The organism is Yersinia sp. 2466 StPb PI (genome assembly GCF_041538325.1).
Classification (GTDB): Bacteria; Pseudomonadota; Gammaproteobacteria; order Enterobacterales; family Enterobacteriaceae; genus Yersinia; species Yersinia enterocolitica_E.
The window spans coordinates 699110-713288 of record NZ_JAULSL010000001.1 but is presented as its reverse complement, the minus strand read 5'-3'; the positions used below and the strand labels follow the sequence as shown (position 1 = coordinate 713288).

Here is a 14179-nt window from a genome sequence, read left to right as displayed (position 1 = left end):
AATAAATTTGCGAGGGATATCATGAATATCAATGAGACCGTAACGGCTCTGCTCCCATTGCTTGGTGGTAAAGAGAATATCGTCAGTGCTGCACACTGCGCCACTCGCCTGCGCTTGGTTCTGGCAGATGATTCTTTAGTGCAAAAATCAGCGGTAGAAAAACTCGATGGCGTTAAGGGCTGCTTCAGCAATGCCGGGCAGTTACAGGTGATTTTCGGTACCGGGTTGGTCAATAAAGTTTATGCCGAATTTATCAAGGTAGCGGGTGTAAACGAAGCCAGTAAATCTGAAGCTGCCGCTGTGGCGGCGCGTAAACTCAATCCGTTCCAGCGCATTGCCCGCCTGCTATCCAATATTTTTGTCCCGATCATTCCGGCAATCGTGGCGTCCGGCCTGTTAATGGGCTTGCTCGGCATGGTAAAAACCTATGGCTGGGCCGATGCTGACAGCGCGCTGTTTATCATGCTGGATATGTTCAGCTCCGCTGCCTTTATCATTCTGCCTATCTTGATTGGTTTCACCGCGGCCAAAGAGTTTGGCGGTAACCCGTATCTGGGGGCAACACTGGGCGGCATTTTGACGCACCCAGCGCTAACCAATGCCTGGGGGGTTGCAGGCGGTTTCCATACCATGAATTTCTTCGGTATGGAGGTAGCGATGATTGGCTATCAGGGCACAGTATTCCCGGTGCTACTGGCAGTGTGGTTTATGAGTATGTTGGAAAAACGCCTGCGCAAAGTGATACCTGATGCGCTGGACCTGATCCTAACCCCCTTTTTAACGGTGATCATTACCGGTTTTGTCGCGCTGTTATTTATCGGCCCTGCCGGGCGAGTATTGGGTGATGGGATCTCGCTGGTACTTAGCACACTGATAACCCATGCTGGCTGGCTGGCCGGGTTACTGTTCGGCGGGCTTTATTCCGTGATAGTGATAACCGGCATCCATCATAGCTTCCACGCCATCGAGGCCGGGCTATTGGGTAATCCGAATATCGGGGTCAATTTCTTGTTACCTATCTGGTCAATGGCAAACGTGGCGCAAGGCGGAGCCTGCCTGGCAGTCTACTTTAAAACCCGCGATGCTAAAATTAAAGCCATCGCCATCCCATCGGCATTTTCTGCCATGCTGGGTATTACCGAAGCGGCAATTTTCGGGATTAATCTGCGCTTTATCAAACCCTTCCTTGCTGCACTGGCAGGTGGTGCATTAGGAGGCGCTTGGGTAGTCGCGAATCATGTCAATATGACTGCGGTGGGCTTAACCGGTATCCCGGGCATCGCTATCGTACAAGGCAATTCAATTGTTAATTATCTGATTGGATTGGTTATTGCATTTGGCGCTGCATTTATTATCTCTCTACTGCTTAAGTACAAAACGGACAGCGAATAATGCAAGAAGTCAGTTTGCTAAAACAACTTACGCTGGCAGTGATGCGTGGTCAAATCCGCGCATCGCGTGACCCTCATCGGCCGGGCTGGCACCTGGCCCCCAGTGTCGGGCTGCTGAATGATCCCAACGGGTTTATTTATCATGCTGGCTATTATCATTTGTTCTATCAATGGAACCCGTTAGATTGCCGCCACGGCAGTAAATACTGGGGCCATTGGCGTAGTGCCGATCTGGTTCATTGGGAGCATCAGCCTGTCGCATTGGTACCCAGTGAAGAATATGAAAGTCACGGCTGCTACTCAGGTTCTGCCGTTATTGCTGATGACCGAATCACGCTGATTTACACCGGTAATGTGAAATATCCTGATGGCTCGCGCACCGCATTCCAATGTCTGGCACAGGAGAATGAGCGAGGGGAATACGACAAATTAGGACCAGTGCTCCCATTACCTGCGGGCTATACCGGCCATGTTCGCGACCCGAAAGTCTGGCAGCACGACGGTCAGTGGTACATGGTTTTAGGCGCGCAAGATAAGCAACTGCAAGGGAAAGTGCTGCTATTACGCTCCGATGATTTACGTAAATGGCATAATCTGGGTGAAATTGCCGGTTCTGGTCTGGGCGGATTAGGCCCGTTTGGCTATATGTGGGAATGCCCTGACATATTCAGGTTAGCGGATCAGGAGGTGCTGATTTTCTGCCCGCAGGGCATCGCCGCTGAAGCAGAGCGTTATCGTAATACCTTCCAGGCTGGCTATTTACTGGGCCAATTGGATTATACCAAGGCAGCATTCAACCATCAGGATTTCCATGAACTGGATCTCGGCTTCGAATTCTACGCGCCACAAACCACGCTGGCCGCAGATGGCCGCCGCCTGTTATTCGCCTGGATGGGCATCCCGGATGAAGATGAGTTGTATCAACCCACCGTAGCCCATGGTTGGATCCATACCATGACCTGCCCACGAGAGCTGAGTCTGGTTGACGGCAAAGTCATTCAACGACCCGCGCGTGAATTGCAGGCATTGCGCCGTGAACATCGTCAGTGGCAAGGTCGTGCTCAACAGGCACCGGCACTCTCCATCCGCAGTGCTGAAATGATAGTCGAGGTTAGTGCGCCATTTATCCTCGAATTAGGCGATGAAATGATGCTGATATGGGATGGTGAACGTATCACACTAAGCCGCCGCAATCTGCGTACCGGGCTGCAAGAGTTCCGTTATTGGCGCGGTCAATTGCAGCTGTTACAACTGCTCTGCGATAGTTGCAGCATAGAGATATTTATCAATCAGGGAGAGGCGGTAATGACTACATGCTACTTCCCGACTGAAGACCCGATAGCAATCTTTAACGGAAATGCTGAACTGTGTCTGCAACACTGGTTGTTGTCTTCGCCCATGTTAGAATGAACTATCTTTCAAGGCGACAGATTCACTCAGTGAAAAACAATAACCTGTGAAAAATCATAAACGAATTACCATTAACGATATTGCCAAACTGGCTGGTGTGTCGAAATCGACCACCAGTTTGGTGCTCAATGGGCGCAGCAAGGAGTATCGTGTTTCCGATGAAACGCGGGATCGTATTGTTGCTTTGGCTAACGAGCATAACTATCAACCGAGCTTCCATGCCCGTTCTCTACGCTCAACCCGCAGCCACACCATAGGATTGGTGGTCCCGGAGATGACCAATCACGGTTTTGCCCTGATTTCACGTGAGCTGGAGATGCTGTGTCGCGAAGCCGGATTACAGCTACTGATTGCTTGTACCGATGAAAACCCCGGTCAGGAAATGATGGCGGTCAATAGCCTGGTACAACGTCAGGTCGATGGCCTGATTGTCGCCTCCAGCCAGCTCAATGACAGCGAATATCAAAAGATCAATGCCCGCCTGCCAGTGGTGCAGATGGATCGATTAATTGGTGAATCAGAGTTGCCGCTGGTTATCACTGACTCGGTAGCCTCCACCGCCATACTGGTTGAAAACGTTGCCCGCCAACATCCTGATGAGTTTTATTTTCTTGGTGGTCAGCCACGCATTTCCCCTACTCGCGATCGGCTGGCTGGCTTTCAGCAGGGGCTACAACAGGCAGGGGTGACCTGCCGCCCAGAATGGATACTAAATGGCCATTACCTGCCCAGTTCCGGTTATGAAATGATTGCCCAACTCTGTGCACAATTAGGCCGCCCACCTAAAGCGGTGTTTACTGCCGCCTGCGGGCTGTTGGAAGGTGTACTGCGCTATCTCAATCAGCATCAATTAATGGACAGTGAGATTCATTTATGCAGTTTTGACGATCACTATCTGTTTGATTGCCTGCCGTTGAAAATAGATACCATCGCACAAGATTGCCAAGGGCTGGCACGCCACAGCTTTGAGATGATCACCAGCTTGATTGCTGAATCGGCACTGGCGCAAAATCAACTGATTCTGCCAGGGCAGATCCATTGGCGCCATCCGGGTTCTAAGGCGCTTAATGAGCAACACTGAACCGGTGACCACCCCTGCATTAGCCGACTCCTGGCGGCGCTGCCAAAAATTGATGCAAGCCCACCAATGGCGAGTACCTCACCGGGCCGTGGGTGCGACGTTCCAGTCAATTTGTCAGCGCAAAAATGACTTGCTGGTATTAGGTCAGGCGGCATTGGAAGATGCTTACGAATATATGGAATCACGCCCTTGTGTGCTGCTGATTCTGGATGAAAGTGGCTGTACTCTATGGAAATGCGGGCATCCACAAACGATAAGTCAGCTACAGGCATTAGGGATTGATTGCGGCAGTTATTGGGCAGAAGGGCTAATGGGTACCAATGCCCCGGCGCTGGCAATTGCTGAAGGCAACCCGATACAAGTCAGTGGCCAGCAGCATTTTAAACAGGCGCTGCATCCGTGGCGCTTTTGCGCTACTCCGGTGTATGACAACAGTGGCCGCCAACGGGCGGTCATTGTTTTAGGTAGCCTGCTCACCGAACATGCGGCAAGTGATTTGCCTCTGACATTGGCTATCGCCCGCGAAATTGGCAATTATCTCCACGCAGATAGCTTATTAGCAGAAACTAACCGTCATCTGAATGAACTCAATGCCCTACTCGATGGTGTGGACGATGGTGTCATGGCATGGGACCAACGCGGTTGCCTGCTGTATCTCAATCGTCGTGCTGCGGCTATTTTACAACTAGATGAAACCAGTAGCCTCGGCAAGCCGGTCACAGATTTGCTGACCTTACCCTCCTTACTGACCCACGCCATTTTACACCGTAATCCCCTCAGCCACGTCGAGGTGACCTTTGAGAATCAGCAGCAATTTATTCCGGCTCTCTTAACCCTCAAACCCATCCCAGATGGTAACCGCTGCGGCTTTATTGCATTACTCCATCCACAAGAATTACTGCGGCAAATGGTGCACAACCAATTAGGGGGGGCTAATTGTACTTTTGATGATATGCCGGTTGCTTCACTAGAAATGCGCCGCCTGGTGCGTTATGGCAAGCAGGCTGCCAAAGGTCGGCATCCGATTTTACTGCACGGGGAAGAAGGGGTCGGTAAACAGCAGTTGGGGCAAGCAATCCATAATGCCAGCAATCGCGCCGATGGCCCTTATATCGTCTTAAATTGTCAGGCATTGCCACAAAATTTCATGGCGCGAGAATTTCTTGGTAGTGATGCCAGTGAAGGGGAATCCGGCCAACCCAGCAAATTTGAACTGGCTAACGGTGGCACCTTATATCTGGAACAAGTTGAATATCTGTCGCCGGAAATGCAGTCAGCTCTGCTGCAAATCGTCAAAACTGGCATGGTAATGCGGGTCAACTCTAATCGGGTGATCCCAGTCGATGTCCGGATTATTACCGCCACCGGGGCAGATTTGCCCTTATTGGTTAAACAAGGGCGTTTTCGCCGCCAGCTATTTTATACCCTACAATCTTTCGAATTACATATTCCACCACTGCGTCAGCGTCAACAGGATATCCCCCCACTGGTACAGCATGCATTGGCAAGCATTGGGCAACATTTCCACTGCCAATACCAGCCAGATGAGAGTGTTATCCGTCAGTTATGCCAATACCCATGGCCCGGGAATGATCAGGAACTGAAAAGTGTGGTGGAGCGGGCCGCCATGGCTTGCCGCAATAACCGCATTAACCTCAATGATTTGCCAGAGCATCTACTGGGGGAAAGGCTGTTATTAGAACCGGAGATGCCGCAACCTCAGCCTGTCTTATCACTACAAGAATTAGAAAGACAGGCCATTATTCGTGCGGCACTGGTGTGCCAAGGTCAGCTAAATGAAATGGCGACCTTATTAGGGATAGGCCGCACAACCTTATGGCGAAAAGTAAAACTTCATCGGCTGGATATCAGCCAATTTAAGGGTGGCGAGTCATAATCTCAATGCACCGCCCAGTCAGGGAAAATCATCGGCAAAGTAAATGCTTTTAGCTGCTCAGCAGAGAGTTGACGCCGCTGTGCATTAATCTCTGCGCCCGGCCCTTGACTGTTTGCTTCAAAGAAACGTGAATCTTGTGGATAGAACCAGATTTTCTCGCCTTGCTTATCTTTACCAGACATTTTATCCCAACCGTAAATGTGGTCATCCATCGTCGTATTTATAAATACCGTCTGGCCAATGGCCGCAGGATCAGCATAACGGCCATCATCAAAGGCAGTGGTCGGATGCCACGGACGCCCTAAAGCGAAACTTTTGGCTGGAACACCGGGTTCTTTGGTCAAACGACTATTGAGAAAAATCAAACCATAAGGTGATGTGTTTAATGTACTGGGGGCAGTAATATAGCCATAGGGTGGCTCAATATCACGACGATCGCGGGCAATAATATTACATCGGTCAAATACCGTAATACCTGAGCCAAAAATAAAATCGACATGACCACTGATTTCGCAATCAGTAAAATAGCTACGACTGCCCGTTTTGCTGTACAGCGTATCCTGATAACCTTCGAGTTTTACTTGCTTAAAGCGCGCCTTATCACTGTTTTCAGCTAATAATAATGCCACAGCTTGAGTGTCTTTTAACTTCGTCGGATCGCTGTCAGCTTTCTTTTTATTGGCTGGGAAATCAAAATCATTACGAATAGTAAGTTCTTCAGCCGTAAAATTTGCCGCATTAACCAGTACCGTACTACTACCAGATGTTCCCCATTTCTCTCCTTGCGGGTTAAGCATACCCGCTGCCGTATTGGCACTGATCACCGTACCATCACGGTCTTCCCCTTTCAAAGTAACGTTATTACGATTGACCTCTAGCCTTTCGTTATAAATGCCATTTTTCAGGAAAATCACAAACAGCGAATTATCCGCTGGTGCTGATTTTAACGCAGTATTAATCGAGGGAAACTCATTATCCTGAGGCGCAGTAGAAACCACAGCATTATACTGGGCAGCACTGACTTTCCCCAATACAGCAATTGACATCAATCCTAACAATAGCGTTTTACCCAGAAAATTAATTGGCATTACATGATCCTTAGTTATTAATGCTCGCCAGATTAAAATGGTTTTAGGTTATTATCGATTAAGAAAAGCCAGTTACACTATGGTAAAACGGCATAATACTAAAAATGGAACGATGTTCTATTTACGTAGATCACATTTTTGACATTTATAGTTAAATCATAAAAAACCACCCTATATTGAAAGTATGGATAATTTTCAACTCATCTGGCAAGCCTATCAGTAACAACTGCATTTTATTCACTCGTGTTACTAATTTATATAAAGCAACCACCAATAAAAACAATATTTAATCAAAAACATATTATTAGCTAAATATAGATACAATGATAGATATTGATAAAAACTTGCCGAAAATGGATCTTTGATATATAAAAAAGAAAGAAACAATAAAAAATAGCAAGTCATCAATAAAAACAGGCCCACTAATACATGTGCGTTTATATGGCTTATTTTCATCAATGTAATTTATCAATAACAAATTAACTTACTAGGATATTTTCATTATGGGGATTAAATATAAAATCATTCAGTTTAATATCAATGAGCTTGGGATGGATATAAATCACGTTAAAAATACCTTGTCATTTAAATCATTAGCGTGGGATACTAATGATATAAAACTATCTCAATTAAAATTCTTGGCCAGAAAATTTTATAACGATAAAATCATCATCTTTCAGGAGGCTCAACGTTATCTGGATGATAGATGTCCACCACCAAACATTCAAAAACTCATATTGCGTTTATCTGATATAGATAGACATTTTTTTTACTCCTATAAACCCTTTAGAAAAAGAAGCATTAGCCGATTTATTGTTAAACACATTAATAATCAATGGGAAGTCAGTAATATTGCCTGCCCAGAATTAACTAACTTTACTCAACATGCTGACTATCCCTCAGATTTAAGGCAATTAAAACGTCAATTCCCGCCAATGGACCCGGCAATAAGTCATTCACTTATATTAAAAAAGCTCATAAGGAGTTTCGTCGAAATGCTGTGCGAATGTGAGCATGGGCAAAAAATAGAAACAGTTGAAGTTACCTGTCATCAGATGTCTTTAATTATTGATAATACAATGAATTCGGTCTGCAATTCACCAGAAGGCTTACATCAGGATGGATGTGACTATATTGTATCAGCATTAATTATTGATAAATACAACATTGACGGAGGAACGAGTAAACTCTACTGTACAGAGAGAGAAGAGTTTATTAAATCACAAACATTGAACTGTGGTGAAGGTTTGTTTCATATCGATAGAAATTCAACCATTTGGCACAAAGTGACCCCTATAAAATTAAAAGACCCATTAATAAAAACAGGTTACAGAAATATATTAGGATTCGATTTAAACTATATGCAGCAACAATAAACTCATGTGAAATTAATTTAATGAAAATTAATCAAATAAAAACAAAACAAAATATTACACTATCATTACTGTTTTTCATCCACGGAATAGCCTACGCGAGTATCGTACCCTGGATTCCAGACATAAAAGAAAAGTTTCATCTAAGTCATTATATGGTTGGAATAATGATATCTGCAATCCCAGCAGGAGCAATTATTATGGGGTTATTGTCCAAGAATTTTATTAACACCATTGGATTATATTGGGCGACAATTATAACATTTTTATTTTTTATAATTATCATATCAATAATACCATTTGCATCATCATGGTATGAAATAACACTGCTGCTCTTCCTGTTTGGGGTTTTCGATGCTTGGGCAGATACCTGTATGAATGTGCAGGCACTTAACATACAAAGATTATATGGCCGAAGCTTGATTAATAGATTTCATGGTGCAGAAAGTATCGGCACAATAATGGGGGGGGGCATCGCCATATCAGCAATTGGATTCGGACTTTCTATGGGACAATTTAGTTTTTCCGTATTGCTTATGAATCTAATAATATTAATTAATTATATGATATTTTTCCGAAAGGGGGATTCATTTGATGAACTTTCCCTTCGTGAAAATATTAAAAAAAGTATGGGCGCCACAGGTACTCAACTGTATATCATTGCGTTAATCTTGCTAACATTCACTTGCGGCATAGAGGAAACAGCAAGTGTTTGGGGTGCTATCTATATGAATGATTACTATCAAGCTCCATCTGTAATTTCAGGTTTACCTTATTTAGCATGTCAGGTATCAATGGTTATAGGGCGAGGATTTGGTGATTACCTGACCAATAAATTGGGTAATATCCCAGTATTAAGATACGGAATTCTAATGGCAGCATTGGGAATCTTAATTGTGATAACCATTCATTCACCAATTATTTCAATATTAGGTTTTTCACTAATCGGATTAGGGATGTCAGTGGTATTCCCATTAACAATTTCATTTATTGGCCAAATACCCAATATAAACTCGACGAGTGGAATCGCATTCGCAACTTGGATATCAAGAGTTGGCCTACTTATATTTCCACCGTTAATAGGGATGTTAGCCGACATGACATCATTAAGAACTGCATTGATTATGATATTGGTTAGTTGCGTACTGGCATTCTTATTAATTAATACACTATCAAATACACTAATTAAACAGTTAACCTCAGGAGATAGATAATGAAAAAAACAAAGTGGGCTATCATATCAGGGGATGGACTCCCAACGAGTGGTCTACTCACTATTTTTAGAAATGTTGCAGAAATAGCTATAAAAAACAATGATATTACAAATGAAATACCCGCCGATTTAGGATTTTCTTGGCGGCCGGACAAAAAAAAATTTTTCCCTCATGGTAGTACAGAATCACAATATCCAACATGGATGAGAATAAGTTCTATCCATCAAAAATACTCTTATGATAGCGATCATGGGCACTGTTTTACTCATATCAGAAAGAGGGTAGCAAGATATAAATCATTAACAGGAGAAGAAATTAAACAGATCAATCAAGATATTAATTCTATTGCTAAAATTTATGAGGATTATTTCCTAAGTTGGTTTGAAGATAATAAGGTCGATTGGGTGTTTTGCTTAAATATTACCCTTTCGGATGCCGTTCCTGTTAGCCTGGCACTGCACAACGCAGCGAGAAGGTATTGGGCTAAAAAAGATAACGGCGGTATTATTTTTTGGGATCATGACCTATTTGGTAGTTATGCCATTTATGAACATGAAGAAAGACTATATCCTGAAAAACCCAATATATTGACACCCATACCACAAGATAATACCTATACTAAATGGATAGTTGCGTCTGAAGCCTTGGCGAAGGAAAGTAGAGACTATCCAACAGAATTGGTACCTGATGTCATTCCTAATATATTACCGTCAATCGATGTGTCTGCTTTTAGCAATATTCACATTGATTTTTTAAACCAATATAATATAGCTATAGGTTCATCTATTGTTATAGTTCCCGTTAGAGTATTTAGAGTCAAGGGTATCGAAATATCAATAAGTGTTTTTAATAAGCTACTTGATATTTATAAAGAAAAAAAACTACCCACGCCGAAACTGTTGATATTCGGGAACATGAATGAAGATCCTGAGTATGCTCATGATTTAAAAGAGCAGGTAAAAAAATACAACCTAGACAATAGTATTATATTTTTAGATGAAGTACCGATAAAAACATATAAAGATAAAGACAACAAATGGCATTTAGATGAAATTGACTTACTTATCATTTGCCATACGTTATCCGGCGCAGTTTTATTTACACCTAATGTAGAGAACGTGGAAAGTGTCGGTTTAGGTCCAGCACTTGCTGCTATTGCAGGTATTCCCTGCGCAGTAACACAGTATACGGCCTTCACTGAGTTTTATGGCACTGAGTACCATCACATTAAAGTAATCCCAGAACACCCCAGGGATGCTGCACAACAGTTATTTGAATGGATGCAGTTACATTCTGCCGGGGCTGACGAGATTAAAACGCTATTAGCTAATAATAAAAAATTTGTTCAATCAAAATTCCCTAGAGAACCGTGGAGTAAATTTATGCATAAATTATTATAAATATAGATTATTACTTTCAAAAAAAACTCACTTCAAAGGAATATATAATGAATATTATAGATATAAACATACGCAAAAATAAAAATGAAATACCACCCAAAATAAAAATTTTAATACTCGGCGCTGGAATGTCGGGTTTAGAGTTAGCTAAGCATTTAAATTGTAGAGGAATAAAAGACATCGTCGTTATAGAAGCTGGTCCAGCAGATGATTACAACCATATAAATGCAGGAGGTGAATATGAACGAGCCAATGAATATTGGAAAAATGAAGGATCTGATAAATACTCCTACCGTTCATGGCATTCTTTAAATGAACCTCATTTTGCTAAAGGAACTTGTCTACGTCGTAGAGTCGGCGGTAGATCCCTTTATTGGCATGGTGTTATTTTACCAATAGAGGCTGAGACACTTAAATTCTGGCCTTCAAATATTGCCCATGACCTTACTGAAAGTTGGTTAGGTGGACCATCACTTTACACACAGGTGCAGTCTGAAATGCTCGCATGGGCAGATAAGAATCACGATATAGATTACTCTCTTCAGCTTTCTGGTTTTGAGTTTAAAATAACACCTCAGGTTATTCGTAATATTAATTCATCAGGTGGCTGGGAATCTTATTCACCACTTTCCTATTGGAAAGAAGATAACCAATTAAGATCTAACCCGAAAATAATTCCTGGGTATGAAGTTATGTCACTCATCGTTAAAAATGGTCACTGTATTGGCGCTAAGTTGAGATATATTGGCTCTAATGAGGTACATACCATCTTCGCTGATAAATGTGTTCTCGCCTTAGGTACCATTGAGAATACACGTTTGGCAGCTCAAGTACTTTATGATTCGGGACATTTAATTGAGGAAAAAATAACTGGACTCGTCGATCACATTGTTCAGGGGTTTAATGTGACATTTGAGTATTATAAACTATCCGATATGCTGAGAGAGTTAATTGAATATAAATCTGACACTATATTCTTTTGCCATAGTTCCGCAGGAGAAAGATTTAATTTATTTTTCACTATCACCCAATCAGATTTTGGCATTGAATTAGAAGTATGGACAATGGGCGAACAGATCCCCTCCGATCACGGATATATTTTCATAAATAGAAATGATGAGAACATGCCTTTATCAATTTATAGTGGTTTAAATAATGATGATAATGTATTGATACAAAAACAGCGGGATGAACTAAATATATTCTGGCATGGAATTTGTGAAAATATATCAATCCCCTTTTCCCCATTAGTTTTTGAAGGCGGTTTTACTGTCCATGCCAGAACCATGGGGGATGTCTATCATGAATTTCATTCCCCATCGAGGGTAGTCCATGCCAACAAACCCGTCACATGGATAAGCCCACTTGGAACGGAAAACCATGAAAGTAGTACTCTGCCACTGGGAGAAATATTGAATGAAAATCATGAATTTGATCATATCAAAAATCTATATGCTGTTGGCCCAAGTACATTCCCACGACCAGGTGCGGCTAATCCATCGTTAACAACACTCGCACTATCACGTCGACTTGCTTACATTCTTAATTAACAGAAGGCTAAATTAATAAGGATATTACTTTTATGTGTAATCCAATTTATATTCTCGGTACTGCTCTATCGCATGATGGCTCAACATGTCTAATGAAAGATGGCAAAATTATATTCTCGATTGAGAAGGAAAGAATATCCCGAGTAAAACATGATGGATTTAATGATAATTCAACTATTCAATATTGTTTAGATGCTGCGGGTATTGAATATAAGGACCTCTCATTGATAGTAGAACAAAACTCTTATAATCCATTATTTAGCCAATCATTAGAACAGCGGAAAAATAGGGTTTTACCCCCCATGGTGCCGATCATCACACTTTCTCATCACTTGGCACATGCCTACAGTGCCATAGGAACATCACCTTTTGATGATATGGGTATTGTGGTTATTGATGGCCATGGAGGTAGCTTAGACAGTTGTAATGACATTGTTGAGGATATCAAAGGTGCGAATAGTATCCACGTTAACAATCGTTACCGTTACTGGGAAACATGCAGCTACTACGTTTATCAAGATAGTAAAATCAAGCCTATCTTCAAAGACTTCTCCAGGTGGGTTAATCGAAAGAATCGCAAAGACTATCCTGTTTCGAGCTGGGAAATAGAAAATTCTATTGGTGAGTTTTATGAAGGGATAGCGCTGTATATTTTTGGCGAGCTGGATTGCGCAGGTAAGTTGATGGGATTAGCCCCTTACGGAAGGCCGAATGTAATCGATTGGATACCGTTCTACTTCGATTCCGGCAAAGTGGTGTTGCGTAGTGACTGGTGGGCAAAAATAGACCCTCTGTTAAACTCTGGTCCTACTCATTTTCGTGACAACTTCCAATATTACGCCGATTTAGCCTATTGGGCGCAAACCAAACTCGAGGAAGCACTGTTTTATCTGTTCAGCCATTACTACCAACTTTATCCTATGAAAAACTTTGCTTATGCCGGAGGGGTTGCATTAAATGCCACCGCAAATGAAAAGCTCATTACTAATAGTGAGTTTGAGCGTCTCTATATCCAACCTGCAGCGGGAGATAACGGGCTATCAATTGGTTGTTGCTATTATGGCTGGTTGGAAGTGCTGAAGAAAGAGCGAGTAAAACACTCTGGCTCAACATACTTTGGCAAAAAATATGATGATATTAGTGTTATGGCAGAGCTTGAAAAGCATGCCGATAAAATTGAATATACTTACTATGATGATATTGAAGCTATTGCCGCAAAATCCATCGTGGCAGGTAATGTTATTGCCTGGTTCCAAGGGGAGTCTGAATTTGGCCCTCGCGCTTTAGGAAACAGAAGTATTTTAGCGGACCCCCGTAACCCTCGAATGAAAGATCATATTAATACTAACGTTAAATATCGCGAGGATTTTCGCCCCTTTGCTCCTGCCGTTTTGCATGAAAAAGCGAATGACTATTTCGACTTGAACCATGATAGTGATCACATGCTATTTATTGCCTATGTCAAAGAAAAATATCGAGCAGCACTACCTTCGATTGTCCATGTAGACGGTAGTGCCCGCGTGCAAACTGTCAAAAAGGAGATGAATAAAAAATTCCATACCTTGATAAATTATTTTTTTGCCGAGACTGGCGTGCCTATATTACTGAATACCTCTTTGAACACCAAAGGAATGCCAATAGTGGAAACCCCTAAGGATGCCGTCAATTTATTCTTAAACTGTGGGCTAGATTTCCTGTTCATCAACAATTACATGATATACAAGAAAAACACGTCATTAATCTCTTTGTATTAATACAACTGTAAATCATATCTG

The 14179-nt window shown here is 42.5% G+C and carries 10 protein-coding genes; 9 read left to right on the top strand and 1 reads right to left on the bottom strand.

All coding sequences use genetic code 11. The features are described from left to right. Positions 1-21: 21 nt before the first annotated feature. Genes Q2T72_RS03240 through dhaR form a run of 4 tightly spaced genes read left to right on the top strand, consistent with a single transcriptional unit; the run spans position 22 to position 5779 of the window. A complete protein-coding gene (locus Q2T72_RS03240; RefSeq protein WP_032907263.1) occupies positions 22-1392 on the top strand; it encodes a sucrose-specific PTS transporter subunit IIBC in 1371 nt (456 codons plus the stop codon). Next, positions 1392-2801 carry a glycoside hydrolase family 32 protein gene (locus tag Q2T72_RS03235; protein WP_372568640.1) on the top strand — a complete coding sequence of 470 codons (1410 nt, stop codon included), beginning with the start codon at positions 1392-1394 and terminating at the stop codon, positions 2799-2801. Before Q2T72_RS03240 ends, Q2T72_RS03235 begins: the two co-directional genes overlap by 1 nt. Positions 2802-2847: 46 nt before the next feature. Beyond that, the gene (locus Q2T72_RS03230; protein ID WP_372568639.1) at positions 2848-3882 is read left to right on the top strand and encodes a LacI family DNA-binding transcriptional regulator; all 1035 of its coding nucleotides are present in this window, start codon (positions 2848-2850) and stop codon (positions 3880-3882) included. Continuing rightward, positions 3869-5779: a dihydroxyacetone kinase operon transcriptional regulator DhaR gene (gene dhaR / locus Q2T72_RS03225; RefSeq protein WP_372568638.1), complete on the top strand. Its 1911-nt coding sequence runs from the start codon at positions 3869-3871 to the stop codon at positions 5777-5779. Before Q2T72_RS03230 ends, dhaR begins: the two co-directional genes overlap by 14 nt. Before the next feature lie 2 nt (positions 5780-5781). Here dhaR and Q2T72_RS03220 read toward each other — a convergent pair whose 3' ends face one another. Further along, positions 5782-6867, bottom strand: coding sequence for a pectinesterase family protein (locus Q2T72_RS03220; RefSeq protein WP_372568637.1), 1086 nt, complete (start codon positions 6865-6867; stop codon positions 5782-5784). 503 nt (positions 6868-7370) lie between these two features. Here Q2T72_RS03220 and Q2T72_RS03215 point away from each other — a divergent pair. Genes Q2T72_RS03215 through Q2T72_RS03195 form a run of 5 tightly spaced genes read left to right on the top strand, consistent with a single transcriptional unit; the run spans position 7371 to position 14158 of the window. After that, positions 7371-8243, top strand: coding sequence for a 2OG-Fe dioxygenase family protein (locus tag Q2T72_RS03215; protein WP_372568636.1), 873 nt, complete (start codon positions 7371-7373; stop codon positions 8241-8243). A gap of 20 nt (positions 8244-8263) precedes the next feature. Then, positions 8264-9454: an MFS transporter gene (locus Q2T72_RS03210; protein ID WP_372568635.1), complete on the top strand. Its 1191-nt coding sequence runs from the start codon at positions 8264-8266 to the stop codon at positions 9452-9454. Then, positions 9454-10854: a hypothetical protein gene (locus Q2T72_RS03205; RefSeq protein WP_372568634.1), complete on the top strand. Its 1401-nt coding sequence runs from the start codon at positions 9454-9456 to the stop codon at positions 10852-10854. Before Q2T72_RS03210 ends, Q2T72_RS03205 begins: the two co-directional genes overlap by 1 nt. A gap of 47 nt (positions 10855-10901) precedes the next feature. After that, the gene (locus tag Q2T72_RS03200; RefSeq protein ID WP_372568633.1) at positions 10902-12404 is read left to right on the top strand and encodes a GMC family oxidoreductase; all 1503 of its coding nucleotides are present in this window, start codon (positions 10902-10904) and stop codon (positions 12402-12404) included. A gap of 32 nt (positions 12405-12436) precedes the next feature. Beyond that, positions 12437-14158, top strand: a complete 1722-nt coding sequence (locus Q2T72_RS03195) for a carbamoyltransferase (protein WP_372568632.1) — start codon at positions 12437-12439, stop codon at positions 14156-14158. Positions 14159-14179 lie beyond the last annotated feature (21 nt).

Bases quoted from the DNA above. Each gene is read 5' to 3' on its own strand.
- Q2T72_RS03240 (WP_032907263.1), top strand. From the start codon at position 22: ATGAATATCAATGAGACCGTAACGGCTCTGCTCCCATTGCTTGGTGGT.
- Q2T72_RS03235 (WP_372568640.1), top strand. From the start codon at position 1,392: ATGCAAGAAGTCAGTTTGCTAAAACAACTTACGCTGGCAGTGATGCGT.
- dhaR (WP_372568638.1), top strand. From the start codon at position 3,869: ATGAGCAACACTGAACCGGTGACCACCCCTGCATTAGCCGACTCCTGG.
- Q2T72_RS03220 (WP_372568637.1), bottom strand. From the start codon at position 6,867: ATGCCAATTAATTTTCTGGGTAAAACGCTATTGTTAGGATTGATGTCA.
- Q2T72_RS03215 (WP_372568636.1), top strand. From the start codon at position 7,371: ATGGGGATTAAATATAAAATCATTCAGTTTAATATCAATGAGCTTGGG.
- Q2T72_RS03210 (WP_372568635.1), top strand. From the start codon at position 8,264: ATGAAAATTAATCAAATAAAAACAAAACAAAATATTACACTATCATTA.
- Q2T72_RS03205 (WP_372568634.1), top strand. From the start codon at position 9,454: ATGAAAAAAACAAAGTGGGCTATCATATCAGGGGATGGACTCCCAACG.
- Q2T72_RS03200 (WP_372568633.1), top strand. From the start codon at position 10,902: ATGAATATTATAGATATAAACATACGCAAAAATAAAAATGAAATACCA.
- Q2T72_RS03195 (WP_372568632.1), top strand. From the start codon at position 12,437: ATGTGTAATCCAATTTATATTCTCGGTACTGCTCTATCGCATGATGGC.